13 protein-coding genes are annotated in these 17140 nt (G+C 44.1%); 7 read left to right on the top strand and 6 right to left on the bottom strand.

Features of this window, described 5'->3' with window-relative positions; genetic code table 11:
• Nucleotides 1-113 precede the first annotated feature (113 nt).
• On the top strand, nt 114-2132 hold the full coding sequence (gene tkt, locus FD04_RS08875; RefSeq protein WP_056948365.1) for a transketolase: 2019 nt from the start codon (nt 114-116) through the stop codon (nt 2130-2132).
• A 34-nt stretch (nt 2133-2166) separates the two neighbouring features.
• Nucleotides 2167-2886, top strand: coding sequence for a transaldolase (locus FD04_RS08880; protein ID WP_082603194.1), 720 nt, complete (start codon nt 2167-2169; stop codon nt 2884-2886).
• Nucleotides 2887-3664: 778 nt separating this feature from the next.
• On the opposite strand, the gene spxB is transcribed toward FD04_RS08880, so the two are convergent.
• Nucleotides 3665-5392: a pyruvate oxidase gene (spxB, locus tag FD04_RS08885; RefSeq protein WP_054700305.1), complete on the bottom strand. Its 1728-nt coding sequence runs from the start codon at nt 5390-5392 to the stop codon at nt 3665-3667.
• A 378-nt stretch (nt 5393-5770) separates the two neighbouring features.
• Here spxB and FD04_RS08890 point away from each other — a divergent pair, with 378 nt between their 5' ends.
• Together FD04_RS08890 and FD04_RS08895 are read left to right on the top strand one after the other, a co-directional pair.
• Nucleotides 5771-6670, top strand: a complete 900-nt coding sequence (locus FD04_RS08890) for a metal ABC transporter solute-binding protein, Zn/Mn family (RefSeq protein WP_056948367.1) — start codon at nt 5771-5773, stop codon at nt 6668-6670.
• 122 nt (nt 6671-6792) lie between these two features.
• Nucleotides 6793-7347, top strand: a complete 555-nt coding sequence (locus FD04_RS08895; RefSeq protein WP_056948369.1) for a TIGR01440 family protein — start codon at nt 6793-6795, stop codon at nt 7345-7347.
• Nucleotides 7348-7417: 70 nt separating this feature from the next.
• On the opposite strand, the gene FD04_RS12470 is transcribed toward FD04_RS08895, so the two are convergent.
• On the bottom strand, nt 7418-7576 hold the full coding sequence (locus FD04_RS12470; RefSeq protein WP_156660433.1) for a hypothetical protein: 159 nt from the start codon (nt 7574-7576) through the stop codon (nt 7418-7420).
• A 208-nt stretch (nt 7577-7784) separates the two neighbouring features.
• Between FD04_RS12470 and FD04_RS08900 the strand changes: the two genes are divergently transcribed.
• Genes FD04_RS08900 through FD04_RS08910 form a run of 3 tightly spaced genes read left to right on the top strand, consistent with a single transcriptional unit; the run spans nt 7785 to nt 12370 of the window.
• Complete coding sequence (locus tag FD04_RS08900; protein ID WP_056948371.1) at nt 7785-9518, top strand: ABC transporter ATP-binding protein; 1734 nt, start codon at nt 7785-7787, stop codon at nt 9516-9518.
• Nucleotides 9518-11401, top strand: coding sequence for an ABC transporter ATP-binding protein (locus tag FD04_RS08905; RefSeq protein WP_056948374.1), 1884 nt, complete (start codon nt 9518-9520; stop codon nt 11399-11401). Before FD04_RS08900 ends, FD04_RS08905 begins: the two co-directional genes overlap by 1 nt.
• 9 nt (nt 11402-11410) lie before the next feature.
• Nucleotides 11411-12370, top strand: coding sequence for a hypothetical protein (locus FD04_RS08910; RefSeq protein ID WP_056948376.1), 960 nt, complete (start codon nt 11411-11413; stop codon nt 12368-12370).
• Between the two features lie 302 nt (nt 12371-12672).
• Here the strand turns inward: FD04_RS08910 and FD04_RS08915 are convergent, their stop codons facing one another.
• The 4 genes from FD04_RS08915 to FD04_RS08930 form a co-directional block, all read right to left on the bottom strand.
• A complete protein-coding gene (locus tag FD04_RS08915) occupies nt 12673-13518 on the bottom strand; it encodes a methyltransferase domain-containing protein (protein ID WP_056948378.1) in 846 nt (281 codons plus the stop codon).
• Nucleotides 13519-13529: 11 nt separating this feature from the next.
• A complete protein-coding gene (locus FD04_RS08920) occupies nt 13530-14720 on the bottom strand; it encodes an MFS transporter (protein WP_054700296.1) in 1191 nt (396 codons plus the stop codon).
• A 770-nt stretch (nt 14721-15490) separates the two neighbouring features.
• Nucleotides 15491-16414: an L-lactate dehydrogenase gene (locus tag FD04_RS08925; RefSeq protein ID WP_054700293.1), complete on the bottom strand. Its 924-nt coding sequence runs from the start codon at nt 16412-16414 to the stop codon at nt 15491-15493.
• A 136-nt stretch (nt 16415-16550) separates the two neighbouring features.
• Nucleotides 16551-16940, bottom strand: a complete 390-nt coding sequence (locus FD04_RS08930) for a hypothetical protein (RefSeq protein WP_054700291.1) — start codon at nt 16938-16940, stop codon at nt 16551-16553.
• Nucleotides 16941-17140: the final 200 nt, after the last annotated feature.

Consider the following 17140-nt stretch of genomic DNA (forward strand, 5'->3'; position numbering starts at 1 on the left):
GTCATGAAAATAAATTGATATTATCAATTTTATAAGCTATACCATTTAGCAGTACATGTTTGACATATTGGCGCGATTACCTTATATTTTCAGGACATAGGAGCGTGATTTGAATGCAAAATAGTAACCTAGACCAAAGATCAATTAATGCCTTACGATTTTTGAGTGTTGATATGATTGAAAAGGCAAACTCGGGTCATCCCGGTTTACCACTTGGCGCCGCACCAATGGCGTACACCCTTTGGACAAAACATCTAAACATTAACCCAACTGATCAAAAATGGGTTAACCGCGACCGCTTCATTTTATCGGCTGGTCATGGTTCCGCTTTACTCTATAGTTTGTTACACCTTTCTGGCTTCCAGCTCTCCATTGAAGATCTGCAGAATTTCCGTCAATTAGGGAGTAAAACTCCAGGACATCCAGAATACGGTGTCGTTGACGGTGTTGAAGCAACCACCGGCCCACTGGGTCAAGGCTTCGGCATGGCTGTCGGGATGGCAATGGCTGAAAACCATTTAGGCGCGCAATATAATCGGCCTGGCTTCGACATTATGGACCACTATACTTACGCACTGGCTGGCGATGGTGACCTAATGGAAGGTATCTCTCACGAAGCTGCCAGTCTCGCTGGTCACCTTAAATTAGGTAAACTCATCGTGCTGTACGATGACAACAGTGTGTCACTTGATGGCCCAACTGATATGGCCTTCACCGAAGACATTACCAAGCGGTTTGAAGCCTATCATTGGCAAGTACTTCACGTTGCTGATGGTAACGATACCGCTGAAATCAGCGCAGCAATCGAATACGCCAAACAGCATACTGATCAACCAACCCTGATCGATATCAAAACGGTAATTGGATTTGGTGCACCAGACGCCGGTACCAACGCTGTCCATGGCAAGCCACTTGGTTCGGCCCACATGTCTTACGCCCGCGAAAAACTCGGCTGGGATTATGAACCATTTGAAATTCCTACTGACGTTCGTGAAGGCTTTGACATCAACGTTAAGCAACGCGGAATTGCAGCTGAAGATAAGTGGAACGCACTATTTGAAGCGTACACGGTTCAATTCCCAGAATTGGCAACCAAGTTCTTACAAGGCTTCCGTCCAGTTCACGCCAAACTTGATTTGCCCGTTAGCCACGTCGGTGAATCCGAATCAGGCCGTAATACCAGTCAACGTGTGATTGCCGCGCTTTCGGATCAATTGCCGAGTTTCTGGGGTGGTAGTGCTGATTTATTCGCTTCCAACAAGACGAACGTCAAAACAGCTGATGCGTATGAAGCTGACCAACCCCTTGGTAAAAACATCTGGTTTGGGGTTCGTGAATTCGCTGAAGCTGCCGCCGTTAATGGCATGATCCTCCATGGCGGGATCCACGCCTTTGGCAGTACCTTTTTCGTGTTCTCAGACTACATGCGTGCCGCCATTCGTTTGGCTGCCATTCAAAAAATTCCAGCAACCTATATCTTCACCCATGATTCAGTCGCTGTTGGTGAAGATGGGCCAACCCATGAGCCGATTGAGCACTTAATGAGTTTCCGTGCAATGCCAAACGTTAACGTGATTCGCCCTGCCGATATCAACGAAACAACGGCTGCCTGGAAAGCCGCTTTAGCCTCTGCTAAAACGCCAACCCTGCTCGTTTTGACCCGTCAAAACCTGCCAACACTGCCAGACACTGAGACACTCGCTGACGAGGGCGTTCAACGTGGTGGTTACGTCTTATCACCATCTCAAGGAGATACACCGGAAGGCATTCTTATTGCGACCGGTTCTGAAGTCAAAGTTGCACTGGCTGCACAAGCTCAGCTCCGCAAAACTGGCCAAGACGTCTCCGTGGTCTCACTACCGTCATTTGAACTATTTGACGCCCAGTCAGACGAATATCGCGAAGAAGTATTGCCAAGCCACGTTACCAACCGTGTTTCCATTGAAATGGGGGCAACCTTTGGCTGGGAACGCTATGTCGGCTTGAAGGGCAAGAAAGTGGGTATCACGAACCGCTTTGGTGAATCTGGTAACCCAGATCAAATCATCAAGCAATTTGGCATCACGGCTGAAAATGTGACGGCAACGTACCTAGATGCTTTCGTTGGTCAACGTGCTGATATTAAAGCTTAATTTGTTTCAAAAATAAATTTAGAGGTGACTCAATTTGGCTACACCAACATTTAAAACGAAAATTTACTCTGATGGCGCTGACTTAAACGACATGAAGGCCATCAACCAGAATGCATTTGTCACAGGTTTTACGACTAACCCAAGTTTACTCAAGAAGGCTGGCGTTACAGATTATTTAGCCTTTGCTAAAAAAGCCGTTGCAACATTCCCAGATGAATCCATTTCATTTGAGGTTTTCAGTAACGACCCCGCTACCATGCAAAAAGAGGCTGAACTGCTCCATGAATTAGGGCCAAACGTCTACGTTAAGGTGCCAATTCGGACCACGGCTGGCGAATCTACCGCCACCCTTATCCACGACTTAACCGCTGCCGGTATCCAAGTTAACATCACAGCCATTGCGACAACTGAACAGGTTAAGGAAAGTGTCGCTGCAATTGTGCCGGGTACACCAAGCATCGTTTCAATCTTCGTTGGTCGTGTTGCAGATACTGGTGCCGATCCAATGCCATTCGTCAAAGAAAGTGTCGCTTTAACAGCGGATCGCGACGAAATTGAGCTGTTGTGGGCCAGCACCCGGGAAATCTATAACATTACCCAAGCTGAAGCCTTGGGCGTTGACATTGTCACCGTGCCACCGACTATTTTGACCAAGTTGGTTTCAAAATACGGACAGACTGGTGATGAAGTCACCATGAACACTGTTAAGGGCTTTGAAGCTGATATTAAAGCGACTGGCCTTAATATTTTATAATCTTTTTATGGATTCTGACGTTTTTGCGTCAGGATCCTTTTTTTGCTTGTACTGCACGTTGTAATAGTCTGTCACTACCACTACGTGCTAGCGGGTTGTTTCAGCTGCTGTGGGACCGGCTTCAGCCACGCAGAACACGTGTCTTCCGCCTCGTTTCTGAGCCCCGCTAAGCCCGCGAGTCTCAGAAACGTCCAGTGCCACTAAACGCTAAAGCGTTAAGTGGCACTTATCACTGCAGCAGAAACAACCCGCTAACCCTCCGTTCCCGTTACATTTAAATGAAGTATCATCAATCAGTTTATTAAATATTCTTGTCAGCATTGAAGTAAACACTCTGTGTAATCCTGGTTGATAAAACTAGCCATTTTATTTCACTAGACGATTAACTTCTGGCACTAAACCTGGCTCATTTAACTTGAAGTGGTTTATGTTGTAAGGCACAGAAACACCACATCCTACAAATAGGCGTTCATGTCCTTTTAGTCACTTATCCTTTCACCACTATTTCAGCCGTAGCGCCACCGATGCTTTTTCGCCTGGTGGCAGTGATAAGTGGTAGTTGGCGCTTTAGCGCTTACTATCCACTGGACGGTTCTGAGACTGGACTTTAGGCTCAGAACCGCGGCGGAAGACGCGGAGCGGCTGCAGCCGGTCCCACAGCCTCCAGGTGAAAAACATCGGTGGTCGAAGGCGGCATGCTACCTTTAAATAGAGGCTATATAAATAACAAAAATAGGCTGGGACAAGAAACATCCCAACCTATTTTAATCAATCATGATTATTTATTAAAAGCACTAAATGGCTTCAAGTCTTGTGCGTCATACTTCTTAACGAAGGCAGCAATCTTGTCCTTATCTTGCCATGCAGGATCAAGGAACATATGCTCCGTCGTAAATGGCATGTCGTGTGTAAACTTAACGTCGATGACACTTGGCTTGTCAGACTTCTTAGCAGCTTCAATGGCATCCTTGAATTCTGCCTTAGTCCGAACAGTAAAGCCGTTTGCACCGTAGCCTTCACCAACTTTAGCCCAATCAGTATCTGGCAAATCAACACCAGAAAGTGGTTGATGCGTATCATCGGTTTGTTCTGCTTCAATGTAACCTAACGTTTCGTTTGAGAAGACGATGTTGATGATGTTCAAGCCGTACTTAACTTGCGTCAACAATTCTTCAGATAACATGGCAAAGCCACCATCACCGCTCAAACTGTAAACGTCGCGATCTGGGTAGTTGACCTTTGCTGACAAAGCAGCTGGTACACCAAAGCCCATCGTTGCGTAAATCCCTGAAGTAGCCCACTTTTGGTCGTCATGCATCTTGATCAAACGTGAGAAGTTAATGTTAACGTTACCAACGTCAATAGCCCAGACAGCTTTGTCACTGGCTTCTTGATTCAAAACATCAAAGATAGGTTCTGCACGGACGGGTGTTTCATCGCTATCCTTGAAGCTGTCTTGCCAAGCTTCCCAGTTTTGTTTGTCTGCTAAAGCAGCCTTGTAGAAGGTCGATTCTTCGCGGGCTTCACCAGCTTCAGTCAATGCAGCTAAGGCTTTCTTAGCATCAGCCAACATTGCAACGTCAGTGTGGTGACGCTTACCAAACTTTTCTGAGTTAACATCAATTTGGATAACCTTAGCCTTCTTGTTGAACAAGAAGATACTAAATGGCACGTTGTTGCCGACCCAAATAATCAAATCAGTACTAAAACCAATTTCAGCACCAGGTTTTGGTGCAACCCGGCCAGTTGAACCAAGGTATGCTGGGTAATCGTCTTCAACGACACCTTTAGCCAATACAGATGAAACAAGTGGCATCTTGAACTTTTCGGAAGCAGCCTTTAATTCGTCAGCTGCGTTCTTGGCACCAATCCCAAAGTAGATCATTGGTGACTTAGCAGCCTTGATCAACTTAACGGCTTCGTCAACTGATTCAGGCGTTGGTGCTGGATAGTTCACGGTGTGTAAGTCGGCGTTGGTCTCGAAGTTATCTTCAATTTTAGCCCAACCAAAGTCCTTAGGAATTGTCAAAACGGCAACACCCTTGTGTTCATAGGCTTGACGAATAGCTTCGTCAGTCAACATTGGCAAGCTTTCTGCAGTCATTGCAGTCCGGTTCCAAACTGACACGTCGTCAAAAATTGGTTCCTCATCCATCGCCTGGAAGAAGTCCATGTTCATGCGACTTGATGGTACTTGCGCCACGATGGCTAACATTGGAATACCATCTTCCTTAGCATCGTACAACCCGTTTAACAAGTGAACGGCACCAGGACCGGCTGAACCGAAACAAACACCGATCTTACCGGTTAATTTGTAGTCAGCTGAAGCGGCAATCGCACCAGCCTCTTCATGACGAACTTGCACGTACTGTAATTGATCCTTTTGGTTATGAATCGCGTTCATGGTTGAGTCAAACGAACCACCTGGTAAACCATAGATGTGTTTAACACCCCAATTTTCAATAACTTTCAAAACTGCGTCTGAACCACTAATTTCATTAGCCATATTCAGAAACGCCTCCTTATTTTTTAGCAATCATTTGCCTTTCGGTTGATTAGTATAAGAGCGACTTTGTGAAATGTAAACGCTTTATTTTGAATTTTATTTCGTGAAATAACAAATGAAAAAATGAACAACCGTGAAACAACTACGGCGCGTAGTGCGTAACATTTTTATTAAAAAATTTCAAAAAAGTAATAGAAATTTTCAATTTATCAAATTCAAGTATTTATTAATTCTTGAAAAGATGGTTAGTTTTCATGATGATTCTAAAAATGTCTAAAATGAAAGTTCCCACTGCTTGACCGTTCACAGTGAGGTTCAATCTATGGTATGCTAGTTAAACAGTAATAATTATCGTTTAATTGGAGGCTCAGGGATTCTATGAACAAGCAACACGCTAGATATTTCAGTTTAATTGTCATCATCGGGCTACTGTTGCTCACCTTGACCGGCTGCCAAACTCAGTCGGCTGCAACTAGGCATCCCCACCGAATCAATGTGGTGGCCTCACTAGATTTTTACGGTGAGGCGGCTACGGCCGTTTTGGGTAACAAGGGCACCGTCACTTCAATCATTGATAAACCAAGTATGGAGCCTCATGAATTTGAAGCCACAACCAACACTGCCAAAGCCGTTAGCAACGCAAGTGTCATCGTTTATAACGGCCTTGGTTATGATAGCTGGATGACACGCTTAGCAGCTGATAACACCGGTACGGCTAAAATCAATGTCGCAGGTGACATCTTACATAAGCGAGATGGTGACAATGAACACGTCTGGTATGACATGCAGACCATGCCAAAATTAGCGAATGCGCTCGCGAAACAATTTGCCAAGCAGCAACCACAAAACCGGGCCTACTTTGAAGCCAACGCAAAGCGTTACATCAAATCACTGGCACCGTTAAAAGCTGAAATTGCTAAGTTAAAAAAGGGTAGTCACCATGAGCGCGTCAACGTCAGTGAACCGGTTTTTGACTATGCACTCACCGCAATGGGCTACCGTCAAAACAATAACCACTACGCACAAGCCGTTCAAAATGATACGGATCCGTCACCTAAGGACATCAAACAAATGCAGGCTGACATTAAGCAGCGAAAAATTACCTTTTTCGTTGTGAACACCCAAGAAATTAGTAAAATGACGACAAACCTATTACAACTTGCCAAAAAAAGCCACGTACCAGTCGTGCGAGTAACCGAATCACAACCGGCTAACACCACTTACGAACAATGGATGATGCGGCAATTCAAACAAATTGAACGGATTCAGCAAAAATAATCTCAGTATTTTTTAATATTCTTTCGTTGTTTTGATTACTTACTGATACTTGATAATTGTAATTATCGTGTAATGACGGTATTATTGAGGAAAACAGAGCGATACATAAGGAGTATTGAAGAATGATAGATCTCGAAAACATTAAAAAAACATTAACAACCGCAATCAACGAATACTTTGATCAAGTCACTTTACCCACTAATGGCCTTTTTGTCTTGGGTTTTAGTTCTAGTGAAGTTATGGGCGACTGGATGGGCCAGAACTCTAATCAAGAAGTCGGTGAAGTCGTCATTAACACCCTGCTACCGCTTTTAACACAGCACCACGTTAATTTAGCGGTGCAAGGTTGCCAACATCTCAACCGGGCGTTACTCGTGGAGCGTGAAGTCGCTGATCGTCGTGGGTATGAAATTGTGTCAGTTGTGCCACAACTTCATGCTGGTGGTGCCGGTCAAGTAGCTGCGTATAAAGCATTCAAGGACCCCGTTGAAGTCGAGCACATCGTGGCTGAAGGCGGTATGGATATCGGTGATACACAAATCGGTATGCACGTAAAGTTTGTTCAAATTCCAGTCAAAACCAGTGTCAAAGAAATTGGTGATGCTCACACCACGTTCCTAACCTCTCGACCAAAGCTCATTGGTGGCGAACGGGCCATCTATAGTTGGCCTGAATAATGACTTCAAGTGATTAAAAACGGTACCAGCGTCAACTTCGTGAATGAAGTTGATGTTGGTACCGTTTTTGCTATTCAGAAAACATTCCCGTCTTAACGTCGTCCTCGTTATAGCTAACGTGGTAAGACTCAATGCCGTGAGCTTCAAAGGCCGTTTCTAAAATCTGCGCAATCTCAGTCATATCAACCGATTGAGGTAGCTGAATGCGAACCGATTGTTGTTGTGCCATTACCATCACTCCCGTTCATTAATTAACTTTTATTATACGAACATACATTCGATTTGGCAATCGTTATTTCCAGCTTTCTTCCTATTAGTAGAAAATATTGCCTGAATTGATGCGTTTTTACGTGTTTTTCTGTCAAATAAGTGTACAATAATACGTTGCATATGTGTTTTATCGTCAAGAAACTTAACAATTGAAAGGGGATTTTGCAATGTTAAAAATTGCCAAGGGTCGTGTCTCGTACCTCGCTGTCATCGGCGCCATACTATTCATGATCGTTCAGGTGATTGCCAACCTAAACCTCCCAAGCTTAACGTCAGATATCGTTAATAACGGGGTTGCAACTGGGAATATTAGTTACATTTGGAAAGTCGGCATGAAAATGATCGGCTTTTCACTGCTTAGTATCTGCGCAGCGATTTGCAACGTTTTCCTCGCTGCAAGAACCTCACAAAAACTAGGTCAAAATCTAAGAAGCGATATTTATCGCAAAGTGATGGGCTTTTCAACTGATGAATATAACCAGATTGAAACCTCATCCCTCATTACTCGAACAACCAATGATGTGGTCCAAATTCAAAACGTAGCCATCATGATGTTGCGGATGATGATTATGGCGCCAATTATGTTAATTGGTGCTAGCTTCTTAGCTTACAGCAAAGATCACACTTTAACGCTTGTGTTCGTGGTCTCACTGCCACTATTAGCTATTTTTATGGGCATCATGTTAAAGTTTGCCATGCCATTATTCCAAGCGATGCAAACTAAAACCGACCGGATCAACCGGATCTTTCGTGAGGGATTAACTGGCGTCCGTGTCATTCGGGCCTTCCGTCAAGATCAGTTTGAACAAGATCGGTTTGAAGACGCTAACGTTGACTACACAAAAAACGCCATCAACGTTAACACGATCATGGCGCTGGCACTTCCCGTCATGACGCTGGTCATGAGCGGCACAAACGTTGCCATTATCTTTTTTGGTGCTAAATTAATTGGCAGCCAAGCCATGCAAGTGGGTAATTTGATTGCCTTTATGACGTACGCCGTTCAGATTTTAATGAGTTTTATGATGCTTTCAATGGTCCTCATTTTCATCCCACGTGCACAAGCGTCAGCCAAACGAATTCAGGCCGTCTTCAATCTTAGATCAACGATGACCATCGCTGATAATCCCGAGACATTATCCGCAGACACGCACCACTCACTCAGTTTCGAGCACGTCACTTATCGTTATCGAAACGCTGAACAACCAGCTCTGACCGACATCGACTTCAGTGCTCAGAGTGGTCAAACTGTTGCAATTATCGGTGGGACTGGTTCGGGTAAAACGTCCCTGATCAACTTAATTCCACGTTTCTATGATATTGAAAAGGGTCAGATTAAATTGGATGGTACCGATATCACCAAGCTATCTCTCGCTGGCCTACGTGATGCCATTTCCCTAGTACCACAAAAAGCGACCCTCTTCACGGGAACGTTGCGGGAAAATATGAAGTACGGTAAGCCTGATGCGACCGACGATGAAATTTGGCATGCCTTGGAAATCGCACGAGCACGAGACTTTGTCGAAGCCGAACCCGAGGGCTTAGATCTCCATGTCGAACAAGGTGGGGGTAACTTCTCAGGCGGTCAACGGCAACGACTTGCGATTGCGCGTGCACTGGTTAAGCAATCTGCCGTCTACGTCTTTGATGATTCATTCTCAGCTCTCGACTTCAAAACTGATGCTGATTTAAGAGCTGCTTTGCGCCAAGATCCACATATTCAACAAAGTATCACCGTCATCGTAGCCCAGCGAATCGCAACTGTTGCCGATGCCGACCTTATTTTAGTTTTGGATAACGGTCATTTGGTTGGTAAAGGCACTCACGCCGAACTTCAAGCAAACAATGAAGTTTATCAACAAATTATTAACTCGCAAATTCGGAAGGGGGATAACGACTAATGGCTGAAAAAGAACGTAATTCTCGTCCTGCTGGTGGCCCCGGTCGTGGCGGTCACGGCGGTTTTCAGGGTGTCGTTGAAAAGCCCAAAAACTTCTGGCAAACCACTAAGCGGTTAATGAGCTATATGTCCGATCGGGTCGTTGGCCTGATTTTCGTGATGATTTTTGCGATTGCTAGTGTTGTCTTTCAAATCAGAACCCCAAAGATTTTAGGTCAAGCAACGACTGAAATCTTTAAGGGTGTGATGAAAGGTCAGTCTCAACAAAAGGCTGGGTTCAATATTGCGCACCTCCCCATCAATTATGACAAAATCGTCCACATTATTATTATTGTGGGTGTGATGTACCTTGCTTCAGGCGTTTTCAGTTTCTTACAGCAATGGATCATGACGCTGATTTCACAAAACACCGTCTACCGTTTACGTAAAAAAATGAAGCAAAAAATGCGTGTCGTCCCAATTAAGTACTACGACACCCATAGTAATGGTGACATTATGAGTCGTGCCATTAATGATATGGATAACATTGCCAATACGCTTCAGCAAAGCTTAACCCAAGCCGTTACGAGTACCGTCACCTTCATTGGGACACTTTGGATGATGCTGACAATCAGTTGGAAATTGACTTTGATTGCACTGGTCACGATCCCACTTAGTTTAATTATTGTGGGCATCGTTGCCCCCCGCTCCCAAAAATTCTTCGCAGCACAACAAAAGAGTCTGGGGTTAATGAACGATCAAGTCGAAGAAAACTATACCGGCCAACAAGTGTTAAAGAGTTTCAATAAAGAAGCCGATACGATTGAAGACTTCGAAGAACAAAACAAGAACTACTATCAAGCTGCCTGGAAAGCCCAATTCATTTCTGGTGTTATCATGCCATTAATGATGTTTTTAAATAACATCGGTTACGTGTTCGTTGCCATTATCGGTGGTATTTCGGTGGCCAATGGGACCGTTACCCTTGGGAACGTTCAGGCCTTCTTACAATATACCAACCAGTTCTCACAACCCATCTCACAACTGGCCAACTTGATGAACACCATCCAGTCCACGATTGCCTCCGCTGAACGGGTTTTTGAAGTGCTTGACGAAACTGACATGCCCGACACCAAGCAGGATCGACCAGCAGTCAAGACCGACAACTTGTTGGAGTTATCCCACGTAAAATTTGGCTATAACGATAATGACCTCTTAATGACCGACTATAACCTTGCCGTTAAATCAGGCCAACAAGTCGCCATTGTCGGGCCAACTGGTGCTGGGAAAACGACCATTATTAATCTGTTGGAACGCTTTTACGATGTTAAGGGCGGTGCAATCTTACTAAATGGTCAAGACACCCGTGATTTGGATCGCGAAACGCTGCGGTCGCACTTCGCGATGGTGCTACAAGACACCTGGTTATTTACAGGCACCATCTTTGATAACATTAAGTATGGTCGTGAAGATGCCTCCCATGACGAAATTATTGCTGCCGCTCAAGCTGCTCACGTTGATGAATTCGTTCGCAAGTTGCCTGATGGTTACGACACGATTTTGAACGAAGATGCTTCTAATATTTCTCAAGGACAACGACAATTGGTCACCATTGCGCGGGCCTTTGTTGCTAACCCTGAAATTTTGATTTTAGATGAAGCAACCAGTTCGGTTGATACTCGGACCGAAGTTCAGATCCAACACGCCATGAGCGAGTTGTTGAAAAACCGAACCAGTTTCGTGGTGGCTCACCGACTATCGACCATTCAAAATGCTGATAACATCATCGTGATGAATCACGGTTCAATTGTTGAAACGGGTACACATAATGAATTGCTGGACAAGGGTGGCTTTTATGCCGATCTTTACAACAGTCAATTCGCTGACGGCGTATCATTTGGCTAGGAGGACGCTATGCATAAGAAAATCAGTTTAATCGTATCGGCCACCCTACTTAGCCTCGTGTTAGTAGGCTGTGGCAAAGCCAGTCTCACGGTAGCGCATAAAACCTATTCTCCAAGTGGTATGACCGCTATCGTTAAAGGCCACAGCAACCAAAAAAAGGTGACCTATCAAGTAAACGGCGCAAAAGCTAAAACTCAGACTGTTAACGGTGGTGGCTATGCCATTACCTTACCCGCAAAGCCTTATCAACAACGTGTCAAAATTAGTGCTGGTAGTCAACACGTGACGACAGTTGTTAAAAAGAGTCCAGCTATTAAGTCGTACACCGATTTTAAAACTGCGTATAATCAAGTTTTAATGGTCACGGCACTTTCCAAAAAAAATCAAACTGCTGTGACCCAATTACAGGCTCAAGCAGCTAAGCTCAAGCAACAGCAAGCTCAAATTACGACGGCAATGAAATCAGCAGAAGCTAAGTTGAAGGCTGGTGACACGTCAGCAACGGCGACGATTACCGCTGAAACACAAAAAGCCACCCAGCTCAAGGCAAGCGCTGCTAAATTACAGCAGGCTCAAGCTAAATTGGCACCTGCCCTAAAAAAGGCAAAGGCTCAAGTGGCTGACCAAACGATCACTGCAACCGGTAAAACGGGAATTTATAATTTAAAAAAGACGTCAACTGCAACGGTTCGCGGTAACATCGACCATGGCAACGTAATTGGACTCACGTTGATGGTACCAACATCTGCGTTGAAATCAACGAAAGCAGCCAAGTCGTTCATGACTGAATTAGCCGTCTTAACCAACAGTGTTGGGGCTAACACCAAAACCGTTTTAAACGGCTTTAAAAATAAAGCCAACAAGAAGAACAGTAACCAAACCACAACCAGCACGATTCGTTCAAATCACATTGATTTTGATCTGGGTTACTCAACTTCAACACTTTATATTTACATCACGCACCATTAAGGAACCCTTTGAACGTCAGGCAAAAATCTAGGTTGGTAAATATCGAACTCATTTCGTAATACCAAACGAGTTAAAATTCACAATTAACTTTTAAACTATTATCTAGTCTAAACCTGTGATAAAACTTAGGTTCCGGCCATATAAGCAGATGCCCCCGCAAATTCCAGAATCAGGAATTTACGGGGGCATTTGCTTATTTTCTGGGACCTAACCGAGTTTTTAGCTCACTTTTTGTAAAAAGCCATTACCCCAGCGTTCACTCTGGTGTAATGGCTTTATTCATACCTCTTAATAATAACGTCTTAAAAGTTCACAACGCCAACTTCAAAGTCAGCGGTAATCTCAGTTAGTCCCTCTTCAAGGATGGCCGCTTTACGGTCGGCGGCCTGCCAAGTTAACGGCGTCATTTCAAACAAAGCGCGAAACAGCGCTGGCGTTAAGTGGAACGATTGACGTACTGAAGTGAAGGCTACTTCGCCATAATGTTCAATAAAGTGCTGTTTAACTGGTGAATTATCGTAGGTAGCATGTTGTCCTTCTGGATAAACTAAAGCCCGTAATTCTTTTAAATAGTCACTATTTGGAATGACTTTGATCAAACGACCACCAGGCTGAATAACACGGTCAAATTCTTGGTAATTAGCTGGTGAGAGGATGTTTACGATTGACGTGACCTGTTGATCACCAAACGGCAATTTAGCCAAATCACCCACCATAAACAGCGGTTGGGGGTCGTTCAGCAAACCAGAACCAGCAATATTAATTGCGGGCTTCGAGATATCTAATCCGACATAGTGGTCATTACGATTTTGACTGGCAAGCCACTTCGTAGTAGTGCCCTCACCGCAGCCTGCATCAAGAACAAGGCCACCGTGCTTAATGTGACGGTAAACTTCCGTCAACATTGGCTCGAAAAAGCCGGCCGTCAAGACCTGTTGACGATACTTAAGCATCTCATCAGTGTACTCGGTTTTAACCGGCGCATTAATCAAAAAGAGGGTCCCCTTCTTGGCAATATCAAAGGTGTGCCCCTGATCACAATAAATGGTTTGATCAACAACTGACACCATCTCAGCGCCACACACCGGACATTGGAACTGGTTTAAATGCTGGGCGATAAACTGACTTGCGATTTCTGATTTCTTCAAAATACCCTCCATTACGCGATGTGGTGTGCCTTAATTTTAACAGCAAAGGTCAACAAATACGAGGCTGCTAAGAAAACCGACACAACAACGTATGGGTAGTGCGTATTCATATCAAGCAAGGCACCTGACATCAGCGGCCCAATCACGTTCCCAACGCTGGTCAGTGACATGTTTAACCCATTGATCAAGCCTTGGTTCTTTGCACTTAACTTGGTTAGCAGCGTTGTGATTGCTGGCCGAAGTAGGTCAAACGCAGTGAAAACAAACAGTGTCGCAATAATGACTTCAATCTTAGAATGAGCAAAGATGATCCAAATGGTTCCCGCGAAGGCGAGAAAGAAACAGTACCGTATTAACTTGGTCTCGTGTAAGCGAACGACTAATCGATCGAATAGCATCACTTGGAAGAACAGCGAAATTAAACCATTTAAGGTCAAAACTAACGCAATGTTGCCAATACTAAAGTGGAAAACTTCGTTCACAAACAAACTGTAGATACTTTCAAATCCTTGGAGGCCAAAGGATGAAACTAAAATCAGCACAAATAGTAAAATCACGGGTTTGATCAACAAATCGTGCCAATCACCCTTCATCGTACTAATGTCATGTTGCATCTGAGCCACATCGTGATTCGGTTGCTCAATATCATCATCCTTGGGTAGCATCGTTAAGAGTGCAATCGTACTTAATAAGCCTAACGCACCAGCAATCCAGAATGGTGCTTTATAGTTAATCCCTGCTAAAATACCACCGATACCGGGGCCTAAAATCAACCCACCACTAAACGCTGCTGACAACCAGCCAATCACTTTAGCTCGTTGCCGTTTGGTTGTGATATCAGCCGCTAACGCCATCCCTGTGGGTGTTACCATTGCGGCTGAAATACCGCCAATAACCCGGGAAATATCAAACATGGCTAAGTAATTTGTTAGCGCAAATAACACTTCTGAAACCGCGTAGAGTGCCAAGCCAATCGCCAAAATCGGCTTACGACCAACTCGGTCTGAGATACGACCAATAATTGGCGAGGTGATAAACTGCGCAAAGGCAAATAGTGATGTCATAATTCCCATATCAAAAGCTGATAGATGGAGTTCGGTTTTTAAAAACGGCATAACGGGTATGACTAACCCAATCCCGAGACAAACCAAAAACTCACTGAGAATTAAAATGAAGATGGCGCGTTTCACTTTAGTTGACATATATTCATACCTCCACGTAATTTTTTAATCGACAAATAACAAGTATATCAGGTCTGAAATAAGTTTGCACCTACTGTGACTTTAAGGTCAACCTTGTTTCAGAATTATGGCCGGCTTATTTGTCGATTTTGCCACTTAAAAAACGTTTCACTGCTTGCCTCCGGCCAGCGGTGGTTTGCACCTGAAGTGGGGACCGGGACGAGCCAAAGAGCGGTCTCGTCCCTCGCATTTGAGCCTCACCGAGAACCATTGTGAGTCTCAAATGTCGTCCCGTGATATCAGGAATACCACCTGATATCACCGCCACCACAGGTGCAAAACCACCGCTGGCGCTCGGCTTCAAATCGACCATAATTTTTAACTTGTGCTAATTAGTTAAATTGAATTAAAGTCGGCGCCAAACCTAATCAACGATAATAGACTGATTGCAAAAAATTCAATTTGTCATACGTATCACTGACTTAATAACCACATTTAATTTCTTAATCACGCGTAGTCGGAAGTTACCAGAAATCGGGGGCTTGCCGTGAAATGACTGGTGGGTTATACCAGTCAGGGTCGAATTGAAGACTCGCACGATTTTTAGCGAGGCTTGAATTCGAGGTTCGAGACCGCACTCTGGCTCGGACCGACCCCACGGCAACGCCGCCCCCGATTTCTGGTAACTGGAGACGGCAATGTCAGCATCTAAATTCAATCATCAAGCAAAGCGTTAATCCTCAATCCAACAAAAAAACCGGCACAATGGCCGGTTTCGTAATTAATTGATGTTATTCCTGACTTTCAGCAAACTTAGTCTTGATGTAGTCAGCTGAAATCTGAAGCTTCTTGAGTTCCTCTTCAGTTAAATCAAGCTGCAACTGTTCCTGAACCCCGTCACGACCAACGATGGCTGGATATGAGAGGTAAGTCCCATATTCTTCACGGTAGTTTGAAACTGGTAATTCAGTTTCTGAACCACTTAAAATAACGTTCGCTAAACGGACAGCTGCGGTAGCAACACCGTAGTTCGTGTACTTCTTACCATGGAACACTGTGTGACCACCAACACGGGCAACATGGTCAAGATCATCCAAATCGAGGCCTTTCTTTTCGGCAATTTCAGTAATTGGTTTGCCTAAAACTCGAACAGTCGACCATGCGGTAAATTGTGAGTTACCGTGTTCGCCTAAGTTATAACCAAGAACCGAACGTGAATCAATATTTAATTCATCCGCTACGGCACGCTTCATACGAGCTGAATCAAGTAACGTCCCCGTACCCACAACGTGGTTCTTAGGTAAGCCAGTGACTTGTTGATAGATAGAAGTAATCACATCAACTGGGTTGGTAATAACCACCATCTTACCGTGGAAGCCAGAAGCTTTAATCTGTTGGCCCACTTCACGAGCGGCCTTACTTGTAAATGGTAATTCAGCAAAACGGTCATCGTTAGCATTATCCTGTAACTTAATGTTACCAACGGCTGAAATAATGACATCGGCATCAGCTAAAGCTGAGTAGTCGTTCACCGTAATGTTTGTATGTACTGGTAGGTTAGGCATTGCATCTTGGAAATCAAGTGCGTCCGCTTTGACTTTGTCTTCGCGAATATCAATTAAAACTAAGTCATCGGCAAAGCCATTTGCCACAATATAATGGGCTGCGGTTGCGCCAACATTACCCATTCCAATAACACCAATTTTTCGAGTCATGAAAAAAACACCTCATTTTTTAATATTTGCTTCATCAAGCTGTTATTATCTTAACATTTTTTAATCAAATAAAAAAGCAAATCGGAAATTATTGAAATAGTTTAAACTATTCTAATAATTACTGACTTGCTATCGTTTAATTCTGTCTAGGTTCTTGGTAATACGTGATAATGCCCCAAATACCTGGGATCAAGTACAAAAAGCCGCCGAGAAATGTCAAAACAATCAATAACACCGGCCAAGTTAAATTAGTTCGATCATCCAGATGTCGAATTGCAATATACGCCACGATTTGGATGACAACTCGCCAGAGTAACCAAAAGCCTCCAGCTAACATGCCTAAGCCAAACAGCCATGAGCTGCCAGACATCATCGAACCACCAAACCACTGATGGCCCATCATGCCGCCCATGCCACTCATCATGGCAGAGCCAAACCAAGTTAAGCCCATACCGCCTACCATTAAAACGGTTTCGACCCACCAAATAATCCAACCCACTAATTTAATCGGATCTTGCTTATTCATTTTGAACACCCCCATTGTTGTACTTTTATTCTACCCGTTTAGGCCGAAAATACAATTCGCTGAACCACGTTTTTTTAATCAGTACTCAGTACCCAGCTAACCTTTCAAGAGCGTTCCTAAGCATTCAATTTGAACGCCAATAGCGTCTAAAAAAATCGCATCAAGAACGTTGTTTAGCGTTCTTGATGCGATTTTAAGTT

This window comes from Secundilactobacillus odoratitofui DSM 19909 = JCM 15043 (assembly GCF_001434895.1).
Taxonomy (GTDB): domain Bacteria; phylum Bacillota; class Bacilli; order Lactobacillales; family Lactobacillaceae; genus Secundilactobacillus; species Secundilactobacillus odoratitofui.